Source organism: Nostoc sp. DSM 114159, assembly GCF_053470285.1.
The window spans coordinates 1,579,210-1,601,646 of sequence record NZ_JBPFEH010000001.1 but is presented as its reverse complement, the minus strand read 5'-3'; the positions used below and the strand labels follow the sequence as shown (position 1 = coordinate 1,601,646).

Here is a 22,437-nt window from a genome sequence, read left to right as displayed (position 1 = left end):
TCTCCTTGTAGGAGAGGGGCTGGGGGAGAGGTCAAAATAGCACTCGTCGAACTCACGTTAAACAAGTTGAATGTCCAGATTGGCTTGAAAACCAATAGGCTTATTTTCAACAATGGCGAATCTAGAATATAAGTTAAGGGTGAATTTTACAAGCTACAAAAAACCTACGCGCAACCCCTATAAATTTACATCCGCTCATACCTTTGGAGTTGTCATCTCAAATAGTTTCCCAATCTTTGTATACTCAACTGGCCCACCTAAGCGCGTAATCGGCCGCATCCTTACAGTATCAACTAACCCCAAATCTTGGCGGTATAGGTCTTCACGCACATGAAATCGTAACACTCGACCCAATACCATCACATTATTGGTTCCTTCCACTGTCACTATTTGTGTGACTTTACACTCCATTGCCACTGGTGAGCTTTCAATCCGCAATGGTCGGACATCTGTAGCAGGAATAGCTTTTAAGTTTGCTTTTTCAAACTCGTTAACTCCATAGGGAAATTCTGTTCCGGTTTGAGCCATTGCCTGAGACAGTGTTTCATCCACCACATGACACACAAATTCATCAACTTCATGAATATTGCGTAACGTGTCCTTTTCTTTTGGCTCATGTCTACGATATGCAATTGAAAACATAATAGTTGGTGGAAAACCTGCTACTGCATTGAAAAAGGAATACGGGGCAAGATTGGAAATTCCAGAGGCACTAATTGTAGACACCCAGGCAATTGGGCGAGGAGCAACGATGCTTGTCAATAGATGATAAGGAGCAGGGTCTTTCATTTCCTGCGGCACAAATGATAACATAAAATTCTCTATTTCTATATTTTTCAAATCAACCCCTTGCACCTGTGACATAAGCTGCTGTCAAGGGATGTTGGGGGTACTCAAAAATTTGCTCTACTGAACCTGACTCAATCAATTGCCCAACACCTGACTGCACCCAGAACAAAGCAACTCGATCCGCGATACGTTTGGCTTGCGCTAGGTTATGCGTCACAATTAGCAAGGTATAACGCTGACGCAAACTAGTAATTAAATCTTCAACTATTCCACTGGCAATTGGGTCGAGGGCGCTACAAGGTTCATCCAATAACAGGATTTCTGGTTGCAAAGCCAAGGCTCTAGCTATGCACAACCTCTGCTGCTGTCCGCCAGAAAGTGCTAAGGCAGAGGTTTGCAGTCGGTCTTTGACTTCATCCCAAAGTCCAACATCTTTCAGGCTTGTCTCAACGATCGCATCGATTTGTTCTTTAGGGATACCATGTTCTCGCAGGGGTAATTCCAGATTCTTCCAAATTGATAAAGGAAAAGGATTAGGCTTTTGGAAAATCATCCCAACTTGCCGCCGCAGCGCGTTCGCATTAGTTTTGGCATTTAGCACGTCTAAACTACCGATGCGAATCCGCCCTTGGACTCGACACTGAGGAATCATATCTGTTAACCGATTTAGACAGCTCAAAAAGCTGGTTTTTCCACAACCAGAAGGCCCCACCAATGCCAAAATTTCCCCCAGATTCACACTCAAATTGACATTAGCAAATGCGGTTTTTTGCCCGTATTGCAGAGTTAAGTTCTCCGTTTCAATCAACGGTTCAACAATTCCAATAGCGACATTTGCCGATTTCATCCAGAAAAAATTCTCCTGTGCAACCAATTATCTGCAATCCATGCTGCTGTACCATTAATCACCAGCAGTGATACCAGCAAGACTAATGCTGAGGCGTAAGCATTGGCATCTCCCCCAGAGACGTTCATTGATAAATCAAAAATATGAATCGAGAGGGCACGCCCGGAATCCAGCAGTGATTCTGGCATTCTATCTACGTAACCACTAGTAAAAATTAAAGCTGCCGTCTCTGCGATCGCTCGACCAATACCCAGCACCAATCCCACAACCAAACCAGGGACAGCAGCAGGTAACAATAGTTGAAATAACGTTGTCGTGCGAGAAAAACCAAGGGCTGCGGCTCCTAATCTATACTCATTGGGAACAGCGCGAAATCCTTCTTCTGTAGAGCGAATCAAGATTGGTAACACCATACACCCCAAGGTCAATCCTCCCGACAAAATAGAAAATCCCAGCCCCAAAACTTGACAAAAGAAGATGTTGCCAAACAATCCAAAGACTATAGAAGGAACTCCCGCCAGTACATCTAAACTACGCCGCACCAACCCACCAAACCAACTATCCACGGGGGTGAATTCTGCCAGTAAAACGGCTGTACCAACACCAATGGGGATAGAAACCGCCATACACACTGCCATAATTAGAAAAGTGGAAACAAGAATGCTGGCAATTCCCCCTTCTCTGCCAGCATTTTCTGGCTCAGTTGTCAGAAATTCCCACGTCAAGTGTCCTATCCCATGCCAAAGGATATCACTGAGTATCCAAAGGAAGATACCAGTAACTAGGGCAGCAGTTGTCCAAACAATGATTGTTGGCAACCAATCTTTAGGACTTACAACAGGTTCACCCATATATTTTTCCTTGACTGATGACTTCCGCAACCGCAACTAACAGCACAATCATTCCCATCAAGACTAAACCGCTAACAAACAACGCCGACCGATGGTCTCCTGTGGCATAAGCCATTTCCAGAGCAATATTAGCCGTCAACGTGCGGATGGGGTCAAATATACTTTTTGGCATTTGTACCACATTGCCACACACCATCAAAATAGCCATTGTTTCGCCAATTGCTCGACCTGTTTCTAAAATTAAGCCTGTGAATAATCCAGATTTGGCAGCGGGAAGCACGACTCTAGAGATAGTTGCCCACCGGGATAATCCTAAAGCTGCTGCTCCCTGAAGGTAAGAAATTGGGACTTTCGCTAAACTGGCATCGGCTACAAGCGCTATTGTTGGCAAAATCATCACCGTGAGAATGGCAATACCCGCGAGTAAGCTTGGCCCCGGTGGATGTATCCTACCAATCATCGGCACCAGCACCACCAATCCCCAAAAACCGTAGACTACAGAAGGAATTCCTGCTAATAGTTCAATTAAGCGACGATATAACCGAGCCATTACTGGGGGGGCATAGAATTGACAAAAAACCGCAGATAGAATTCCTACAGGTGTCGCGATCGCTACTGAGCCAACCATTGCCAAAAATGTACCCAATAACATCGGGAAGAGATTATATAATCCGGCGGTTGGGTTCCAAGAAGAGTCTGTAAAAAAACGTGTTATTCCTACATGATTGAGGACTGGTAAAGACTCCAGAATCAAAAAGACGATAATTAAAAGTGCGATCGCTCCGGCGATCGCCGCTAAAAAACGCAGTATCCAAATTAACCAAAAGTCATTTGGAGACGACGACAAAGTTTTGCTTTTGAACAATGTCACTTACCTGTTGTGATTGCGCGAAATCAAGAAATGCTTTTGTCAATCCTTGAGGTTGGGTTTTGGTTACTAAGTTAAGTGGACGAGAAATCGGAAAAGTCCCATTCTGAACGTTGGCTGTTGTTGCAGCTATCCCATTTACAGGTAGCAGCTTAATAGCTACTCCATTGGCTGCACTATTTTCTGCTGACCCGATTGATACATAACCAATTGCATTCGGGTTTCCTGCTACTGTCTTAATTCCCTGCTGATTGTCACCAATTACTACTTGGGCTTTAATATCTGTATTTTTCAGTTTGAAATAATGGGTAAATAATTCTAAAGTAGAACGTCCTTCGGCTTTGTTAACAACTGTAATTGCTCCATCTTTACCTCCCACTTGTTTCCAGTTCGTCACCTTACCTGTGTAAATATCTACAACTTGTTTGTCGTTGAGCGATTTTACTGGATTGTCCTTGTGGAGAATTACCGTTACTCCATCACGAGCGATAGAAAATGTTTTTAAATCGTTTTCTTCTGGTTTCAAGGCACGAGAAACCATACCAATATTAGCGACACCTTGACGAGCATCAGAAACCCCACGCGAAGACCCTCCTGATTGCACATCAACTCGCGCACCTGGATGTTGAGATTCAAAACGCTTGCCAATTTCAGCCGCTAAAGGTGCAATTGTACTGGAGCCTGTGAGTACTAGTTTTCCCTGAAGCTGATTTGTATTATTTGCATCTCGATTTGCTGATGAACAGCCTTGTAACCAAATACAGGTAGCCAACCCAATCGCCAGAGGTAAAATTTGAGAATTTTTCATTATTGCTTTTCAACCCGAAATTGGGTTTTTAGTTAAAACAGAGGACACAACAGCCAAGGTTCAAAGCTTTGCCAGTAGCTACTTCCACTTCTGGAGCCAGGTGGTAGAGAACTGTTTTTCCATCACGCGAGGGCACAACCAACTGGGAGCGACGCAGAACTTGTAAATGATGCGAGAGCAGGCTTTGTTCCAAGCCCAAAATTGCGTTCATCTCTCCCACGTGTTTGGGACTGTCGATCAGAAGTTCTAATACTGCTAGACGAGTTTCATCTGCCAGTACCTTCAGCTTTTCTACGCAGTCAACCTGCTTCTTAGTGCTATTTTTCATTGCCTTTAAAGGAATAGGTTTTTCTTGTTTCCGAAGTTAGGTTGCAGCGAACGCTCTCGTGTTCAGCGCAGATTAACAACTGCTGCTCTCGCAAATAAATAGCAATTCATATGAAATTCGATTCATATTTTAAGGTAGAAAGTGTCACACTCTACAATTAAAATTATATTTTTTAACCAAAGCTTAATGTTTATCCTATTTACCAAGAAGGGGAAGAGGGGAATGGATTTGCGGATAAGGGAAAAAGAAAAAACTTTTCCCCAAAAGGTATAAAGCCCCTATTTTTAAATATGGAGAATAAAAAAGAAGATAATACCCGCCACATAGTGCGATAAAAATCAGCATCCATGCGCGATTGCAATTTATTTGATATCAGCTAAAGTGTGGCGGAAAGCTATAATTTGAGGCAGCACTTGAGGCTAAAAGTATGACTACTGTAGCAATTTTACCAACAAGAGACGCTAGCGGTGAGAAATCCTATCGTGCGATTGCAGGAGATAAACATTCGGTTGGCAAAACTGCGGGGCAAGCTTTAGATGCGTTAACTGCCCAGTTGGGTGAGATTGAGTTTAGTGCGCTACTGGTCATTCAAAGCTTTCTTCCTGACGCATTCTTTAGTGCCCAGCAACAAGAACGGTTATCAGAGTTGATGAGATTATGGCGATCGGCACGGGATCGGGGACAAGAATTGCTACCAGAACAACAGGCACAGCTGGATGACTTGGTTGAAGCTGAATTGAGAGCGGCGACAGCCCGTACTGGTGCGTTGATGCAGCCAGAAAATTCATGAATCCGTACTATACTGCGATCGCTGGGCGTGCTAACCATCGTTGTGAGTATTGCCAAGCTCCTGAAGTCGTTTTCAATTTTCCGTTTGAGGTGGAGCATATTATTCCAATTTCTCGGCAAGGTGCAAATAATAAAGCAAATCTAGCCCTTGCGTGTCGCTCCTGTAATCTCCGTAAAGGAACTCGCATCAGTGGCACTTTGCCTGATTCCAATACTGAAGTTCGGTTATTTCATCCAAGAGAAAATCAGTGGAGTGAACATTTTCAGGTTGATGTTGAATCTGGCAAAATTAGGGGAATGACTCCAGTTGGAGAAGTTACAGTAGAGTATTTGGCGATGAACAGTCCTGCTCAGGTAGCAGCACGGCAATTATGGATTCGATTGGGGTTGTTTCCGTAGTCATGCAGCACAACAACGCCTATGCACTTAATCGTTGAAAGGTTATCTGCGCGGGTGTCAGCAACGCCATTTTTTCTAAACAAAATGTGCATCTTTCGGATTGAATGCCAGCTAAATATTCAAAGTAAATTCAGCCTGTAGATAGATATTTTAACTAAACACAATAGACTTCTTATAAAAATAAAGAGTCTCAAATTAAGACTTTTGCAATAAGTTTAAAGTACCCTGCCAAAACTGTAATTTAGAGAAAATCAGTATTCTGTGCTAACTCTTATGATATATAAATGACTAAAGTTGGCAACTATCCTGTGGGGCATGATTTCAGTGGTGTTTTCGCTTATCTTGGATAGCAGAACACCGCGAGCGCACCTCAATCTAACGTATATACTGTAATCGTTAAAGGGCAGCAAATCTAAGAGGATGTCTGAAAACTTTTTGGTGTAGTATTTGAGACCTATAGATCCCCCTAAATCCCCCTTAAAAAGGGGGACTTTAAGAAGCTTTCCCCCCTTTTTAAGGGGGGCTAGGGGGGATCAAGAGAAATATTTAATACTTCTCAGACATCCTCTAAGGAGTGTTTGACACTAGCAGCGATGCACAATGGCACAGTCATCACATTAGACCTCTTGCAAAAGTGCTTTTTGTAAGAGGGGGGAAAAGGGTAAAGGTTAAAGGGGAAGGGGACTTTTGCAGTACCTTTTCACTACTTATGCAATAAGTCTATTGTTTCCATTGAGACTGCCTACTCAAGTTTAGAAACTGCTAGAAACAGAAACAAATGAACGAATTACAAGCAATTTTAGAAGGCTTTCAGTCAAGTCAAAAAAATGGTGAAATTACTTTTCTTGCTACTGTAGTCAAAACTCAAGGTTCAACCTATCGCCGACCGGGTGCTAAAATGCTGATGACAGATACAGGTCGGACGATCGGAACAATCAGCGCTGGTTGCTTGGAAAATGACGTATTTGAGCATACTCAACAACGAATGTCGGACGGCGAACCAATTGTTGTTACTTACGATAACACCGCCTCGGAAGATATTCTTTGGGGTTTTGGTTTAGGATGCAATGGGACAGTGCAAGTTCTCATCGAACGTCTTGAAAAAGAAAGTTTACCGAATGCGATCGCTTTTATGCAGGAGTGCTTCGATCGAAAACATTTGGGTATTATTGCTACAGTCTTTGCCTTTGAAGGCGAGGTAGATGTGAAACTTGGGTCGCGTTTACTGTTGTATCCTGATGGGAAAACGATCGCTGACATCAAAGATCCACATTTAATTCAATCTCTGCAAATAGATATTCAAGCAGCTTTTACTAATCAAAAGTCTAGTGTAAAAAACTATCAGTTACCTTTAGGCAGTGCAGAAGTTTTTATTGAAGTCATCCAACCACCCACACCTTTAGTAATATTTGGTGCAGGTTATGATGCTGTACCCGTAGCACAGTTTGCTCAAGCATTGGGTTGGGATGTTACTGTAGTCGATTGTCGAGCTAATGAGGCAACTAAAGCGCGATTTCCAATAGCTTGTGACGTGATTCTGACTCGGCGAGAAATTGTCCAAAAACAGGTATTTATAGATGTCAACACAGTTGTTGTAGTGATGACGCATAATTATCTTGATGACCTGGAAATTTTGAAAACGTTGCTGCCATCTCCCGCACGCTACATAGGGGTTTTAGGGCCAAAGGCGCGTACTGAAAGATTGCTTGAAGATTTAGGTTCGCAAGGAATAGTTTATACTACTGAACAATTAACCAGATTGCATGGCCCGATTGGGATTGATATTGGAGCAGATACACCTGAAGAAATAGCGATCGCGATTATTGCAGAAATTCAAGCAGTGCTAACAAACCGCAATGGTAATTTTTTAAGAAATCGCAATCAACCGATTCACCAATGTGATGAAAGCAACTCAAACTTGCTACTTACCACTTAGTTTTTATGACTCCTATAGACAAAGAGAAATCAACCATAGCTATTATGATTCTTGCTGCTGGTGCATCTACTAGGATGGGTACACCAAAACAACTATTGCTTTACCAAGGGCGTAGTTTGCTGCAATATATTATAGACATGGCGATCGCTTCAGTTTGTCAACCTGTGGTAGTAGTACTTGGAGCCAACGCAGAACAGATTCATCCCCAAATTAAACAACTTCCCGTTAAAGTAGTTAAAAACTCGGATTGGGTTTGTGGAATGAGTACCTCAATCAAGAGTGGTATTGAATTGTTAAATAATCTTCCGCAAAAAATAGAAGCAGTAGTTATTACACTTTGCGACCAGCCATTTGTTTCTACCCAAATTATCAATCAACTTGTTGATACATATTATTCGACAAAAAAACCGATCGTTGCTTGTAAATATGGAGATACATTAGGTGTACCTGCTCTATTCAGTCAGACATTTTTTTCAGAACTTGCCACTTTAAAAGAAACTTCAGGAGCAAAAAAAGTTATTAATCATAACCTTAATGAAGTGTTTTCTATTCCGTTTCCATTAGGGGATATCGATATTGATACACCAAAGGATTACGAACAATTGCTATCAATTACTAAAGGAATTTTTGAAGTATCTTGAACAAAAATGCTAAAAGCGAACAAGTAGAGAAGACTGCGCTGACTCCACAATGCAGTGGTTCTCCGACCCAATACTTTTCGGATAAGCCTAACAATCTCTCTTTTGGTCTGGGAAAAGGTTAAAGGGCAAAGGGGAAAAGGTAAATTCAAACCCTTTCCCTTTCCCCTTTCCCCCAAAACCCGAAAAGTATTGTTCCCCGACCTACACAGATAGAAAAATAAAAAAAGTTGGTTTAGTATTTTAAGGCTAGAATTTCTTTACTAGCCTTTTGTCTTTAAAACATTTTAGCGATGAAGATATAGGACTCCTATTTGATTTTGGAACAAGACTCAGTAGGGATCTATACCTTCTTTCCTGTTCCCTATTCTCTATTCCTTGCGCTGCACTGAAGCTCAAGAAGTGTTCCCTGCCCACGCAAGTAAATTCTCCGAATCAAACCGGATTCCTATATTAGGAAACAATGTTATTTAAGAGCGGCTAAAGTTCGATGTCCAATTATTCCGTCTGCTCTTAATCCCTTAGACTTCTGAAATTTGATCACAGCTGCACGAGTCTTATTATCAAACACACCATTCACACTTGCTGTATAGAATCCTTGCTGTTTTAAAGAATTCTGAACAGTTTTCACTGTCTCTCCTTTGCTGCCTACTGTTAGTACAGTACCAGTACTACGCTTTGCCACACGATTAGACTTGTGCTTGGCACTAAGCTTTGGTACAGCATTAGGCTTTTTCATGGTGTTGCCTTGCTGAGTACTTTGGGCAATGTGCGTAGCAGTAGCCGAATTTTGGCTTTTATTATTAGTTAAAGAGTAAGCAGGTACAGCAGTAGCTAGAGTCAACGCAGGGAGCAAAGCAAGTACTTTCCAATTCATTTTCTTGTTCCTTACAACTGTATGAGATTTTGCAATTTCTATTTGAAGAATCATCTTCATAAGGTACTGTGCCTTAAGTGATTTTCTTCTGTAGATTCTGGTGTGTGGGTTTAGTCTGAGACTATTTCCGAAGCCAGAGCTATAGCATCACACGTCGTATTGACAAAGCTATTGCGAAATTGTGACAAAACCATGACTAAATGTATTAAAATTTATGTCGCACGAAATTGCGCTAGTACCGCAAGGCGGAATTCAAAATTAAAAATTAAAAATTAATACGGCGTAAGCATTTCATTGATTTTGAATGGAATGGCACGCTTGTTAAGATACAGCCTTTGCCCCAACTGGTTAAAAGCCTGGAGGCTGGGAACGAGGATACAATAAGTCTTTGGGCTTTACAAGCGTGCCATTCGGTTTTGAATGCGTGGTTTATTTCCGCCGCTTTGTACTAGTCTCTTTTATCCTCAGAACCCAACATTTTCAATAATTTTCTAGCAGCTAAAACGCCCATAACTCCTGCGCCAACCACCTCCACTGCTTGAACAACTTTTTTGCCCACATCATGAGGATCGAGATGGTGATGAAAAATCTCTTCATCCACCCATTCAGTTGTTGCTTTAAAGTCATGAATTGGTGTTGGTAATAGTGTTAAATAAGTTCCTTGACGAATTAAATGCCCGGATTCTCCTGCAACTTCAAAAACATTGAATAAATTAGCAGCAGCATCATTTAACCCTAATTTCAAGAGAGTTCCGCGTATATTTACCTTTAATGGTTTGAAGTCTCCACCTAAAGCTAATGCTTTCAAATTTTGGGCAATATTGGCTCCTTGCTGATAAGCAACTTGGGCTGTTGGCGGTAGTGAATTATCTTGAACTGCGACACAATCCCCGCCTGCAAATACTTCTGGAAAGTCGAGTAGTTGCATTGTGGGAGTAACTAAGAGGCGGTTGTGGCGATCGCGATGTTCTTGAGAAATTGGTAAATCTTTAATTAGTGGGTGAATAGAAGTACCAGCTGTCCAGATTGCGGTGTATGTTGGCAATGTTTCAATTTGCTCATTGCGCTTATATTCAATCGCATTGGCATGAATAGTAGTGGCTTCTGCTCCCGTAAGTATTTCAATTGGAATCGTGCGTTTTTGTAATTCTTTTTCAGCAATTGGGCGCAGAGGATTGTTAATATCACCATTGAGAATTTCTTGACCGTGATTGAGCAATACCACCCGGATTTCACTAGAATTTCCTCCCATAGCGCTATACCAATGTGGGAGTAAATCAGCTAAGGTAGCTGCCATTTCTACACCACTTGCACCACCACCAACTATAACTATTGTTAGCAGTTGACGACGTTGTTCTGGATCTTCAGTTTTGATTGCTTTTTGCAAACAATCGCCTAAATGCCGGTCGAGAGCGATCGCATCTGCTTCTGTCCAAAAAGGAAAAGCGTATTCTTTAGCACCTTCAAGATGATGATAAGCAGTAACACTACCCAAAGCTAAGACTAAGTTACTGTAGTTGTATGAGTTTCCCGAAGCTAATTTGACTTGTTGTTGATGCAAGTCTATTGATTCCACTGTATCTCGAACAAAGATGACACCACTGCCTTTAAGCAATTCTGCAAAACGCGGTACTACTTGAAAAGCATCCATCTCGCCACTGAAATATTCGTAGAGTAAAGGCTTAAAGCAAAAGCCTTCATTTTGATCGATCAAAATTACAGAGCGAGGATAATGTTCGTGAGCTAGGTGTAAGGCTGTAAATAAGCCAGTGAAGCCACCACCAAGAATCACAGTTTGATAAACTGGGTTGTTCATAAAATATCTCTTTTACCAAATTCATAACTCACTTTTATATAATTACTCCTTTTGTTAAGGTAAAACTTAAAAAAGTCTAAACTTTTACCAATAGAAAAAGCGATCGACTATGGCGACCACTTTCTCTATAGATTAAAAAATTATTTCTTATTTAGCTATATTGCATCTACGTTTCAGCTACCGAGAGAAGCATTTCCAGACAAATCTGGTATGTTAACTAATCCTAATGGATTTGCCAGGGGTTGATTTCCTTGCGCTTGTGTGTTGAAGTTCAAATTTCCTTGAATCAATCCCGACTGAGGAGATAAGTCGCCGTTATTAACTTGAATGTTGAATATTTCACTGGCTCCATTACCGATCACAGTGTTTATACCATTATCATTACCAATTCCTCCTACTACTAGCATTGATTGTGCATCACTCAATTCTTCTAACAAGCTAGTTTCCAAGTCGGCAATTTTGTTGTTTGTCATAACTTCCTTCGTTCATTAATTCCCAATATTTGAATTTAACCATCTACTACCTACTAATTTAAATCTTATTAACAGGATAATGAAGGTTTACTGCAAAATATACTACTTTTCCTACTTTTCCTACTTTTCCTGCTTGACTAAATAACTACTGTTATAGCTAAAGATGCTATTGCTAGAAAGATTACCCCATATTCGTTTCAGCATTAGCGTACAATTGAAGTGAATGGCACTAAGAAATGTGGTTTAAATTTGCAATTGCTTTTGTAATTCGTGCCGGGGTTTCGTCATTAAGGGGTAAGCTTAAGTGCGAATTTATAAGACTTACGCAAAACTACACGTTGTAGGGACAATTCATGAATTGCCGTTACCTAAAAATCAGGATTTTGGCTATTGTTTGCGTAAGTCATGATTTATTTTTACTTATACCTCTATTAGTTCTTTGTCTTTACAAATGACTAATTCACTATATAAATAAAAATAAGGCAATTAAAAAGACGCTGAGGAACAAAGCGAAAGCAATAGCGTATTCGACTCTACGACTAAAAAATCCCACAGCAGCAATTAGAGCGATCGCTAATCCAATAATGCCAATATATTGCTCTTTTTGTAACCCACGTGCAATGAGTGGGTCTTTACCTGGTGCGGGAGTTTCTTGAACTGCTTTTGGCGCGAGTTCTGAGGCTGGTAATTCTTGAATGAATAAATTCATAAAGTTACTCCTGTAAATACTTGGTAAACTGAAAATTTTTATGCCCGCCAAAGATAGAGAAGCGAGAAAAGGAAGACCCAAACTACATCAACAAAGTGCCAAAATAGAGTTGTCGCACTTGTACCGAAGTGAGTTTTATTATAATTGCCTGGAATGAATGAGCGAATCAGCATAATTATCTGAAGCACTACACCCGCCAAAACGTGTAAACCGTGGAAACCTGTTAGCAAATAGAATGTGGAACCAACTAATCCCGTAGTCAGCTTGAAATCGAGATTTTTCCACTCAATTAATAGACCAATTAAAAAGTAGATTCCCATTGCGATCGTTATCAACCAGAGCCAGCGAAATTTACTCAATTGATTTCGTTTGAGGGCATTTTCTGCTGGTTGAATTACAAAGCTACTAGAAAGTAAAACTACCGTATTAATAATCACGAGCTTAGACAATTCTGGCCCAGAAACCCCAGGTGGTAGCCAGTTATTGGTATTCAGTCGTAAAGCAACATAAGTAAAGATAAAACTCAAAAAAATGATACTTTCCGACAACAGGAATACAGTAAACCCAAACATCCCTTTGCCATGATGATCTTCATGACTTCCGCCACCACTTGGCAGAAAGCGCTGTAACCAATTCGGTAAGCGTCGCCGCCACCGATCGAAACGGATCGGACTTTCATCTATATGGATTCTGGGACGTTGCATGATTTTGGTCATTGGAAATTAAGAATTGGGCATTGGGCATTAGGATTGAATCTTCAATTTTGAATGCGTGAATTTTGAATTTTGAATTGATTTCTCCCCTGCTCCCCATTTTCTAGTGAGACTCATCATTATCAGAATTTTCCACGAATGAATATTTGGGATCGCCATAGTCGTAAGGAGGTCTGTTGACAACAGGAATCTCTTCAAAGTTATCTCGCGGAGGTGGTGAAGAAGTTGTCCATTCCAATCCTGTCGCGTGCCAGGGATTATCAACTGCTCTGGCTCCATATAGCCAAGAACCGACAATGTTAGCAATAAAGGGCAGTGTGGAGACTCCCAGCAAGAACGATCCCAGGCTAGCGATAACATTCCAACCTTGATACTGGGGATCGTAGGAGGATATTCGGCGTAACATCCCCTGCAAACCTAACGGATGCATAGAGAAAAAGGTGATATTGGCAGGAATAAAGGTCAACCAGAAATGCAGTTTACCCCAACCCTCCGCGTACATCCTGCCAGTGATTTTGGGAAACCAATAGTAAATTCCGGCAAAGATTGCCATTGTAATTGTATTAAAAACAATGTAGTGGAAGTGACCCACAACAAAGTAAGTATTATTGACGTGGATATCAAATGGCGTGGCGGCAAGCATTACACCAGTGACACCGCCAAAAATAAACATCGCTGCACCTCCCATTGCAAATAGCATTGGTGTCTCTAAGTGCAACTTGCTCCTCCAGATTGTGGCAGTCCAAGCAAATGCCTTAACACCCGTGGGTATGGCAACTAACATTGAGGTGGCCATAAAGGTCATCCGCATCCAGCCGGGGGTTGCACTGGCGAACATGTGATGCGCCCAAACGAAGATGCTGACTACAGCAATACCTAAAGAAGCAAGAGCAACTGATCGATAGCCAAATAGAGGATTGCGAGAAAAGGCTGGGAGAACTTCCGCAATAATACCGAAGGCTGGTAGCGCCATGATATACACTGCGGGATGAGAGTAGAACCAAAATAAATGTTGGTAAATGATCGGATCGCCACTTCCTTCCGGTTTAAAAAATTGTGTACCGAAGGAAAGGTCAAGCAACAGGAGTATCAATGCACCTGTCAAAGAAGGTAAGTTAATCAGCTGTAACAACTGGGCGCTAAAAACTGACCACACAAAGACCGGCATCCGAAAAAATGTCATCCCTGGCGATCGCATCCAAAAGATAGTGGTAACAAAATTGACAGCCCCCATAATTGAAGAGATGCCGATTAGTACTAGGCTAACTATCCAAATAAACTGACCGTTAATCAACTGATCGGCTGGAACTTGCAGACTAACTGGTGGATAAGACCACCAACCAGCTTGTGCAGTCCCGCTTGGTAGTAAGAAACTAGACAGTAGTAGAAGACCGGCTGGTGGCAAAATCCAAAAAGAAATAGCGTTGAGCAGGGGAAAAGCCATATCCCGCGCTCCAATCATCAACGGTACTAGGTAGTTAGCAAGACCTGCATTGAAGGGAATAACCCACAGGAAAATCATGATTGTCCCGTGCATGGTGAATAAACCATTGTAGAGGGGGCGGTCAACTAAGTTTGCTTCCGGGGTGAGCAATTCAGCCCGGATAATCATCGCCAACAGCCCGCCAAGAAGAAAGAAAATGAAGGTCATCACCATGTACTGAACACCGATTACCTTATGGTCAGTACTGAAGCTGAAATATTCCCGCCAGTTATTCTCAGGTTCTCTATTGTTGGCTATAGCTTCACTCAAATCATGTGTCATTATTTATCTTCCTTTGATTGGCTATAGCAGGTTGAGCAGGTGCGACGGTGTACCAGCCGCTTTTGAATAATGTCTTTGGTGGTTGAATATTTTCGGCAACTGCCTGATTTTGAGGGTTCGTTTCACTAGACACTGTTTGCGCGAGCCACTGATTATACTTATCGAGGGATTCAACGTATACATCTGCCTCCATCAAGGCAAAATAAGCACCACTGAATTGAGAATCTTTCAGTCGATATTTACCTGGGCGAATCGGTGTAATCACAATGTCAATGTTCCGCCCTGGAACAATATCCTGCTTTAAACGAAACTCAGGAACGTAGAAGCCGTGGATTACTTTCTCTGCTTGCATATTTAAGCGAGTGCTGCGATCGCTCGGTAAGTGTAATTCCTTACTGGTAAGATTATTTGGATAGTGGAAAGACCAATCCCACTGCCTAGCGAAAACATCAATTGTTTCAGACGCAGGTTTGGGGACATCGCTAACAGTGGCGGCGTAGGCGGGTGCAGATTCTAGGGGCGCGTGCAAATGCACAATTTGGTTTAGACCGAGAATATTTAATTGCTGATAAATATTGAAGCTTTGAAAGGCAATCCATATTACTAACAAAGTTGGGGTCGCTGTCCACAATATTTCTAACTTTCCATTACCTCTAGAAGGGTGTCCCTCAGTGTAGTCTTCCGGGGGGGCGCGATGAAAGGCGATCGCATACACGATAACACCAACCAGCCCCAGCAAGATAAATGCTCCAATTGAGACTAAAAAGCTAAATAAATCATCTACCCGTTGTGCTTCTGCTGTCGCCTGGGGAGGCATCCAAGAAAATGCCTGTTGTCCAATCCACCGACTGACAATTAGCAGCCCTGCGACATAAAACGCTATCAGTACATATTCAAAAACACTAAACATCACAATTTCATCTAAGAGTAGTTCCCGCTTGATTATTTGAGTAGTAAATTTGGGTTTTTACCTTCTTGGAGTAACTTCGCAGCCGTAACGTGAATTCCAAACTCTTCTCCCAATTGCGCCCCCAAAGTTCCGTGGACAAATAAGATGCCCAATATTGCAATACCTGCTAATAAGTAACTCCACTGCACCTGCCTAGAAGCATCCTTGCGCCAGCGATAACGTTGTAAACCTCTCCATATTGTCATGGCAACAACGATCCCCAACAATGAAATGCCACCCAAGCCATGCAAAAGCATCGTCCAACCAGCAGTTAACCCCCAAACGCTCTTTTGATCGATTGGTGGATTTGCTAGCAGTAACTCGAAAAAACCAGCTGCAACAGTGAAAAAGGTGATAAAAGCTGCTCCTATGAGGTTATACCAGCCGACATCAAAGAAACCAGAACGCAGGGCAGGCAGACCTAAAAATTTGAAGATTGGTTTTTCTAAAGCAAACAGCGCTCCGGCAATATCAAAAATAATGGCAAGAATGAACAAACCCAATGTAAAATGCACCAGTTGCGGATGTATGGGAATCTCATAAGGTAATCCGTTAGCATTCAGCCTCAATCTCAACTGGTCAATCAGTTGCCAGTTCATGGCGAAACTCCCTGCTTCATTGCTTGCACAACTGGCTCGATATGTAACCCATACACCCAAACCAGCTTGCTTCCTAGATAGACTTGCAAGCACACCAAGCAGACTAAAAAGGTTGCTACACCAAGGTAAGCCGGTGGTACTTTCCGGGGAGTGCGTTTGCGAATCACGAAACGCCAAGCTGTAATGCCAACAACAATAGCCGCCAGCGACCAACCCATCACCGTATGAAAATTCAGTGTTGGTTGGACTGCTGGGTAGATGTTCGCCAGACCTGCTTCAAACTGACCAAGAATCACCGCTAAAAAAATAGCTGCTGAGGCCACAAACATATTCCAGAAACTCACCTCAAATAACCGCACATTGCGGGTAAAATAACCCAGCACGTCGCACACGAAAGAAAAAAGCACCATCGCAATTACGAAGTGAACAACGATCGGATGTAGAGGGTCAGGGTATGGTAAATTTTGGTTATTCAGAGACAGAGCAGGCATCGCTTTCTCCTTCATGGGTCAAATATATATGCGTTGCATGGAATTGCCATCCGCTTAACGCACCATTCATATTTTCCAGAATACTGCGCTAACGTTACAGATCGACCAATTAAAAAACATTGACAATTTCCGATATACTGCAATTTTTCAAGTAGCTTTTGAAATAAAATACATAATTACTATTTTTCAGTAATTATTTTCTCCAAAGGTCAAAACTAACTAAAACAACTACATTTTTGATTGGTATCATATCTTGATTAATATTTCCAAAAACTAAAAATTTTCTTTTTGATTAGATGGGATTGCTAATAGCAAGTTTAATCAGACGCTTGAGAGTCGCCTAAAAAATGTTTAACGTTTTATGTAGTTCTCTGATTAACTAAAAAATTTACTCTCATCAATAATCAAACTTGCTTTGAATATACCATAAATCTTGCTTGAGATTGACATAAGCTTGAAAACCACATTTTTACAAATCTTAAAAAGAAAAACATACGATTGTCACAGAAATGACAAAGTATTTCAATATTTTTTAGTAAAAAATATGCTGGTTATCTTTCTCTAGATAGATTAGAAAAATACTAAAGCTTTTTAAAATCATTTAAGAAAGCAAAACTTTTTTGAGCCATAATTTCCTGATTAAAAAATTAAAATTGTCAGGATAATACTACGCGCAAAAAGCAAAAATATTATGAAGGTCTTGGAAATATTGAGATATTCACAACGAATACAAGTTTTAAAAACATCGAAAGCATTATGAGCTATTCCCCTTACCTGCTCAAAGGTCAAAAAGCACTTGTGACGGGTGCTAGTTCTGGTATTGGTCAAGCGATCGCTCGCTATTTAGCTTTATCGGGTGCAGCAGTCGCCGTCAACTATCGTTCGGAAGCTGAATCAGCCCAAAAACTTGTTGATGACATCAAAGCGGCTAATGGTGAAGCATTTGCTATCCAAGCTGATGTTAGCAAAGAAGACGAAATAAAGGCGATGTTTAGCCAGACAATCGAGCAATTCGGCACTATTGACATTTTGGTAAACAATGCAGGTCTTCAAAAAGATTCACCGTTTGTAGATATGACCCTCGAGCAATGGAATAGAGTTATTGAGGTGAATCTGACAGGACAATTCTTATGTGCTAGAGAAGCTGCAAAGGAATTCTTACGTCGGGGTGTCCAGCCTGATATTTCATCTGCCGCAGGTAAGATTATTTGTATAAGTTCAGTACATCAGGTAATTCCTTGGGCGGGTCATGTTAATTATGCTGCGAGTAAGGGCGGTATAAATATGATGATGCAAAGTATTGCTCAAGAACTTGCACCCCATAAAATTCGCGTTAATAGTATTGCGCCTGGTGCAATCAAAACCCCCATTAATAAATCAGCTTGGGATACTCCAGAGGCAGAAGCAAAGTTATTAAAACTGATTCCAGCAAAACGTGTGGGTAATGTAGAAGATATCGCTAAAGCAGCAGTTTGGTTAGCTTCTGATGACTCTGATTATGTCTATGGTACAACTCTATTTGTAGATGGCGGTATGACCTTATATCCAGGTTTTGCAGACAATGGTTAATTGATAATGCCTAAAAAAGTTACTGTTAACCCTGGTTTGATAACAATCAACGATTAAATTTAGCTGGAGGAGACGTTTTGGCACAAGGTCAAACCAACCCAATGGGAAATTACCCATCCAGATGGTGAATTAGAAGTTTCTGCATAATTATTATTGACTCTCATGGCATCTGATTCATCTCATAAAACTATATTTGCAGCGATGGGCGCTAACTTAGCGATCGCTATTACTAAATTTATCGCCGCCTCCATTACTGGTAGTTCCGCCATGATCTCTGAAGGAATTCATTCGCTGGTAGATACTGGCGATCAACTAGTACTTTTGCTGGGAATTAGAAGAAGCCAAAAGCCAGCAGACGATAGGCATCCCTTTGGTTACGGTCTAGAACTTTATTTCTGGACTTTTATTGTTGCTATCCTGATCTTTGCCCTTGGCGGCGGGATGTCAATTTATGAAGGAATCACTCATTTAATTCATCCCAGCCCTTTAGAAAACCCAATGTGGAATTATATTGTATTAGGTATTGCAATATTATTGGAGGGATTTTCTTGGACTGTAGCATTAAAAGAGTTTTTGCCGACTAAGGGGAAACAAAATTTCTGGCAAGCAATCAAAAATAGTAAAGACCCCACAGTATTTACAGTATTATTTGAGGATTCTGCGGCAATTTTAGGCTTATTCGTAGCCTTAATCGGAATCTTCTTCGGACATTTATTTAACAATGTTTATTTGGATGGCATTGCTTCGATTATTATTGGCATTATCTTGGCTATAGTAGCAGTGGTATTAGCCAGAGAAAGTAAAGGATTATTAGTTGGTGAAAGTGCCGATCCTCAAACTATAGCCAATATCCGGTCTTTGTCCAAAACAGAACCAGGAGTGAAAGAAGTTATCCGGGTGCTAACAATGCAGCTTGCTCCCAAAGAAGTGCTACTTAACTTAGAAATCCAATTTGCTCAAAATCTTACAGGTGAGGAAATAGCCTTAACTGTAGAAAGTTTAGAAGTAAAAATTCGCCAAAAGCATCCGGAAATCAAACAAATTTTTATTGAAGCAAAATCCTTAACTGCCGCTCGGAAATTTTCACCAAATTCTCAATAAATTTTTAATCGCATAAATATCAAATACAGCATTTTCTAAATGCACTCAAAGCTTATCGGCACAACAATGCACTATGGTAAAGTTTATTGATCGAGCAAAAGCTTTTGGCTCACCAGGTATTGAGCCGCGATGGACTCATGCGAATAAAGATGGAGTCGGAACAGCTTACTCTACCTCTAGTAACATTTGGTTTACTCTTTGGAGCGGTATTGTCACTGAAATCTACCATCCCACAGTAGACAAACCTCAAATTCGGGATTTGCAGTATTTAATTTCTGATGGGAAAAGCTTTTTCCACGAAGAGAAACGCCATCTCGAATCCAAAGTGGAACCGATGTGGACTCATGGTTTAGGATACCGCATCACTAATTCCGATCCCCAAGGACGTTATGCCGTAATCAAAGAAGTGATTGCCGACCCGCATTTTCCCTGTATCTTACAGCACACCACATTAACAGGAGAGAGCGATTTTATTTCCCAACTCCATTTATATGCTTTGTGTGCGCCGCATCTGGATGTTGAAGGTATGGGTAATAATGGTTACGCTGTGGAGGTTGCTGGACATCGTATTTTGATAGCCGAGAAACAAGGAACATGGCTAGCGCTGGGTGCAACAGTTCCCTTTAGCCGTCTTTCTTGTGGTTACGTTGGTGAAAGCGATGGTTGGACAGATTTAGCTGATAATTTCCAGATGGATTGGGAGTTTGATAGTGCTGTAGATGGCAATCTTGCTTTGACTGGAAAACTAAATTTAGATCGCACTAAAGAGTTTACTTTAGGATTGGCGTTTGGTACAAACTTGCATAATGCAATTTCTACACTATTTCAGTCGCTGAATATTCCTTTTGAACAGCAGAAGCAGCAATACAACGAACAGTGGAAGCGATATCGCGCCGCAATATCCGACCGCTAGAAGATGTTTCATACAATGATGGAAAGTTGTATCACAACAGCATTAGTTTGTTGTTAGCACATGAAGACAAACTTTACCCAGGTGCTTTAATTGCATCCCTGGCGATCCCTTGGGGTGAAGCCAAAAACGACCAAGACGAAGGCGGATATCACCTTGTCTGGACGCGGGATATGGTTAGCAGTGTATCAGGTTTAGTGGCTGCTGGTGAAACAGAAACAGCAGTGCGATCGCTAATTTATCTTGCAACCAGCCAGCAGGAAGATGGCGGTTTTGCTCAAAATTTCTGGGTTGATGGCGAACCTTACTGGAAAGGTATTCAACTAGATGAAGTGGCATTTCCGATTCTTCTAGCATGGCTATTGCACCAGCAGAAGACTTGTTTAAAATTCGATATTTATCCGATGGTTCTGCGGGCGGCGGGTTATTTAATTCGTAACGGCCCGGTTACTCAACAAGAACGCTGGGAAGAAAATAGCGGTTATTCACCATCAACCCTAGCATCCAGTATTGCCGCCTTAATCTGTGCTGCTCAATTTGTTCGTCAACGTGGCGATGAAGCAACAGCAAAGTTTATCGAAGAATACGCAGATTTTTTAGAATGTCACATTGAAGCTTGGACAGTAACTACTGAAGGAACTTTAGTTCCTGGGATCAAACGGCATTATATCCGAATTACTCCCTCAGATATTAATAATCCTCAAGCTGACGAAAATCCTAACCAAGGAACTCTTTTCATCAGCAGTCAACCTCCTGGTGAACCAGCAGAATTTCCGGCCAAGGAAATTGTCGATGGCGGATTTCTCCAATTAGTACGCTATGGAATTCGCAAACCAGACGATCCGATTATTGTTGATTCTGTCAAAGTGATTGATGCAGTTTTAAAAGTAGATACACCCGTTGGGCCTTGTTGGCATCGTTACAACCACGACGGCTACGGACAGCAAAAAGACGGCAGTCCTTATACTAGTTGGGGTAAGGGACGCGCTTGGCCTCTTTTGACAGGAGAACGAGGACATTATGAACTAGCTGCTGGCGGCGATGTCAAAACATATATTAAGGCGATGGAAGGATTTGCTTCAGATACTTGTTTGCTACCAGAACAGGTTTGGGATGAGGCAGATATACCTGATGTCTATATGTTTTTAGGAAAACCAACAGGTTCAGCGATGCCTTTAATGTGGGCACACGCAGAGTATATCAAGCTGCTACGGTCAACTGATGACGGACAGGTGTTTGATTTTATTCCAGAAGTGGCAAATCGCTATCTGGGCGAAAGAAAGCAGTGTAAATCATTGGAAATTTGGAAGTTTAACCGACAAATCAGCCAAATAAAAAAAGGTCAAACATTGCGAATTGACGCTTTAGCATCTTTTCAATTGCACTGGTCAGATGATGATTGGCAAACTACACAAGATATGCTTTCTACTTCTACAAAGTTAGGAGTGAATTTTGTAGATATTTCTATTTCTGATAATCAGCAACAGCCAATCAACTTTACCTTTTTCTGGATTGAAAGCAGCAAATGGGAAGGACACAATTATACGGTTAGAATTTCGTAATTCCTAATTTCTAAATTTGTTTTTCAATACATTTCGGATCAAAAAGAGCTATTATTATGCAGAATAACTCATCATCCAAACCAACAATTGAATACTGGCACGTCTGGACTGACAACGACGGTATAAGTCACCAATCCCGTTGTCAAATTGAAGACTTTATCGAAAAAGGCATAGCCCCGGATACCTCACCGCAGTGGCTTTCTAATTTGAAGCAGTCCGGTGCTACAATTAGCTTTACTGTGCTACCTGTGGGATGGGTTGGTAACTGGCATGAAAACCCAAAACCCCAGTGGATCGTACCTTTGTCGGGACGCTGGTTTGTGGAGACTATGGACGGTCAGCGAGTCGAGATGGGGGAAGGCGAAATTTCCTTTGGAGAAGATCAGGGTACGAAAACAGACGCGCAAGGTCATAAAGGTCACTTATCTGGAACAGTAGGCGATGCGCCAGCTGTTTTAATAATGGTGCAATTTGAAAAGACTCCGACTGTAGACCAATCTTGTCGATTTAGGTAAGTAAGTTAGTATACTCCTTTGGTGAAGTAAACTATGCATAAGTTTTGTAGGTTGGGTGCAGCGATAGCGTAACCCAACATAAAATTTGATGGTAATGTTGGGTTGCGTTTCACTCCACCTACATAAATATATCTT

The 22,437-nt window shown here is 41.4% G+C and carries 24 protein-coding genes; 9 read left to right on the top strand and 15 right to left on the bottom strand.

Translation table 11 applies throughout. The features are described 5' to 3' along the window. Positions 1–195 precede the first annotated feature (195 nt). From ACR5KR_RS06415 to ACR5KR_RS06390, 6 genes are read right to left on the bottom strand one after another with little or no spacing between them, the layout of a single operon-like run. A complete protein-coding gene (locus ACR5KR_RS06415; protein WP_448265881.1) occupies positions 196–864 on the bottom strand; it encodes a flavin reductase family protein in 669 nt (222 codons plus the stop codon). Further along, positions 842–1,636, bottom strand: a complete 795-nt coding sequence (locus ACR5KR_RS06410) for a phosphate ABC transporter ATP-binding protein (protein WP_448265880.1) — start codon at positions 1,634–1,636, stop codon at positions 842–844. Before ACR5KR_RS06410 ends, ACR5KR_RS06415 begins: the two co-directional genes overlap by 23 nt. Beyond that, the gene (gene pstA / locus ACR5KR_RS06405; RefSeq protein WP_448265879.1) at positions 1,633–2,487 is read right to left on the bottom strand and encodes a phosphate ABC transporter permease PstA; all 855 of its coding nucleotides are present in this window, start codon (positions 2,485–2,487) and stop codon (positions 1,633–1,635) included. The genes ACR5KR_RS06410 and pstA overlap by 4 nt, the downstream gene beginning before the upstream one ends. Beyond that, positions 2,480–3,358 (bottom strand): phosphate ABC transporter permease subunit PstC, encoded by an 879-nt coding sequence (gene pstC, locus ACR5KR_RS06400; RefSeq protein ID WP_448265878.1) that lies wholly within the window; start codon positions 3,356–3,358, stop codon positions 2,480–2,482. Before pstC ends, pstA begins: the two co-directional genes overlap by 8 nt. Then, positions 3,315–4,163 (bottom strand): phosphate ABC transporter substrate-binding protein, encoded by an 849-nt coding sequence (locus ACR5KR_RS06395; RefSeq protein WP_448265877.1) that lies wholly within the window; start codon positions 4,161–4,163, stop codon positions 3,315–3,317. Before ACR5KR_RS06395 ends, pstC begins: the two co-directional genes overlap by 44 nt. Positions 4,164–4,191: 28 nt before the next feature. After that, the gene (locus ACR5KR_RS06390; protein WP_448265876.1) at positions 4,192–4,491 is read right to left on the bottom strand and encodes an ArsR/SmtB family transcription factor; all 300 of its coding nucleotides are present in this window, start codon (positions 4,489–4,491) and stop codon (positions 4,192–4,194) included. 427 nt (positions 4,492–4,918) lie between these two features. Here ACR5KR_RS06390 and ACR5KR_RS06385 point away from each other — a divergent pair, with 427 nt between their 5' ends. From ACR5KR_RS06385 to ACR5KR_RS06370, 4 genes are all read left to right on the top strand, one after another. Continuing rightward, positions 4,919–5,281: a hypothetical protein gene (locus tag ACR5KR_RS06385; RefSeq protein WP_448265875.1), complete on the top strand. Its 363-nt coding sequence runs from the start codon at positions 4,919–4,921 to the stop codon at positions 5,279–5,281. Further along, on the top strand, positions 5,278–5,679 hold the full coding sequence (locus ACR5KR_RS06380) for an HNH endonuclease (RefSeq protein WP_448265874.1): 402 nt from the start codon (positions 5,278–5,280) through the stop codon (positions 5,677–5,679). The genes ACR5KR_RS06385 and ACR5KR_RS06380 overlap by 4 nt, the downstream gene beginning before the upstream one ends. A gap of 778 nt (positions 5,680–6,457) precedes the next feature. Beyond that, the gene (locus ACR5KR_RS06375) at positions 6,458–7,615 is read left to right on the top strand and encodes an XdhC family protein (RefSeq protein ID WP_448265873.1); all 1,158 of its coding nucleotides are present in this window, start codon (positions 6,458–6,460) and stop codon (positions 7,613–7,615) included. Positions 7,616–7,620: 5 nt separating this feature from the next. Then, positions 7,621–8,256 carry a nucleotidyltransferase family protein gene (locus tag ACR5KR_RS06370; RefSeq protein WP_448265872.1) on the top strand — a complete coding sequence of 212 codons (636 nt, stop codon included), beginning with the start codon at positions 7,621–7,623 and terminating at the stop codon, positions 8,254–8,256. A gap of 463 nt (positions 8,257–8,719) precedes the next feature. On the opposite strand, the gene ACR5KR_RS06365 is transcribed toward ACR5KR_RS06370, so the two are convergent. From ACR5KR_RS06365 to ACR5KR_RS06325, 9 genes are all read right to left on the bottom strand, one after another. Further along, positions 8,720–9,130, bottom strand: a complete 411-nt coding sequence (locus tag ACR5KR_RS06365) for a peptidoglycan-binding domain-containing protein (protein WP_448265871.1) — start codon at positions 9,128–9,130, stop codon at positions 8,720–8,722. 448 nt (positions 9,131–9,578) lie between these two features. Next, positions 9,579–10,946, bottom strand: a complete 1,368-nt coding sequence (locus ACR5KR_RS06360) for an NAD(P)/FAD-dependent oxidoreductase (protein ID WP_448265870.1) — start codon at positions 10,944–10,946, stop codon at positions 9,579–9,581. Between the two features lie 173 nt (positions 10,947–11,119). After that, complete coding sequence (locus ACR5KR_RS06355; protein WP_448265869.1) at positions 11,120–11,419, bottom strand: hypothetical protein; 300 nt, start codon at positions 11,417–11,419, stop codon at positions 11,120–11,122. Positions 11,420–11,882: 463 nt separating this feature from the next. Then, positions 11,883–12,128: a hypothetical protein gene (locus ACR5KR_RS06350; protein ID WP_445627280.1), complete on the bottom strand. Its 246-nt coding sequence runs from the start codon at positions 12,126–12,128 to the stop codon at positions 11,883–11,885. Positions 12,129–12,166: 38 nt separating this feature from the next. Next, on the bottom strand, positions 12,167–12,832 hold the full coding sequence (locus ACR5KR_RS06345) for a cytochrome c oxidase subunit 3 (protein ID WP_445632167.1): 666 nt from the start codon (positions 12,830–12,832) through the stop codon (positions 12,167–12,169). 112 nt (positions 12,833–12,944) lie between these two features. After that, entirely contained in the window at positions 12,945–14,606 is a 1,662-nt protein-coding gene (gene ctaD, locus ACR5KR_RS06340) for a cytochrome c oxidase subunit I (protein ID WP_445627281.1), read from the bottom strand. After that, positions 14,596–15,516: a cytochrome c oxidase subunit II gene (locus tag ACR5KR_RS06335; protein WP_448265868.1), complete on the bottom strand. Its 921-nt coding sequence runs from the start codon at positions 15,514–15,516 to the stop codon at positions 14,596–14,598. The genes ctaD and ACR5KR_RS06335 overlap by 11 nt, the downstream gene beginning before the upstream one ends. Before the next feature lie 32 nt (positions 15,517–15,548). Next, complete coding sequence (locus ACR5KR_RS06330; protein WP_445627283.1) at positions 15,549–16,154, bottom strand: DUF2231 domain-containing protein; 606 nt, start codon at positions 16,152–16,154, stop codon at positions 15,549–15,551. Beyond that, positions 16,151–16,645, bottom strand: a complete 495-nt coding sequence (locus ACR5KR_RS06325; protein WP_445627284.1) for a DUF2231 domain-containing protein — start codon at positions 16,643–16,645, stop codon at positions 16,151–16,153. Before ACR5KR_RS06325 ends, ACR5KR_RS06330 begins: the two co-directional genes overlap by 4 nt. Positions 16,646–17,401: 756 nt before the next feature. On the opposite strand from ACR5KR_RS06325, the gene ACR5KR_RS06320 reads away from it, so the two are divergent. The 5 genes from ACR5KR_RS06320 to ACR5KR_RS06300 all read left to right on the top strand — a co-directional run bounded on the left by ACR5KR_RS06320 (position 17,402) and on the right by ACR5KR_RS06300 (position 22,302). Then, positions 17,402–18,214, top strand: coding sequence for an SDR family oxidoreductase (locus ACR5KR_RS06320; RefSeq protein WP_448265867.1), 813 nt, complete (start codon positions 17,402–17,404; stop codon positions 18,212–18,214). 162 nt (positions 18,215–18,376) lie between these two features. Next, positions 18,377–19,315 (top strand): cation diffusion facilitator family transporter, encoded by a 939-nt coding sequence (locus ACR5KR_RS06315; protein ID WP_448265866.1) that lies wholly within the window; start codon positions 18,377–18,379, stop codon positions 19,313–19,315. Between the two features lie 73 nt (positions 19,316–19,388). Continuing rightward, entirely contained in the window at positions 19,389–20,228 is an 840-nt protein-coding gene (locus tag ACR5KR_RS06310) for a hypothetical protein (protein WP_448265865.1), read from the top strand. Then, on the top strand, positions 20,192–21,787 hold the full coding sequence (locus ACR5KR_RS06305) for a glycoside hydrolase family 15 protein (protein WP_448265864.1): 1,596 nt from the start codon (positions 20,192–20,194) through the stop codon (positions 21,785–21,787). The genes ACR5KR_RS06310 and ACR5KR_RS06305 overlap by 37 nt, the downstream gene beginning before the upstream one ends. A 56-nt stretch (positions 21,788–21,843) precedes the next feature. Continuing rightward, positions 21,844–22,302: a cupin domain-containing protein gene (locus ACR5KR_RS06300; RefSeq protein WP_445627289.1), complete on the top strand. Its 459-nt coding sequence runs from the start codon at positions 21,844–21,846 to the stop codon at positions 22,300–22,302. Positions 22,303–22,437: the final 135 nt, after the last annotated feature.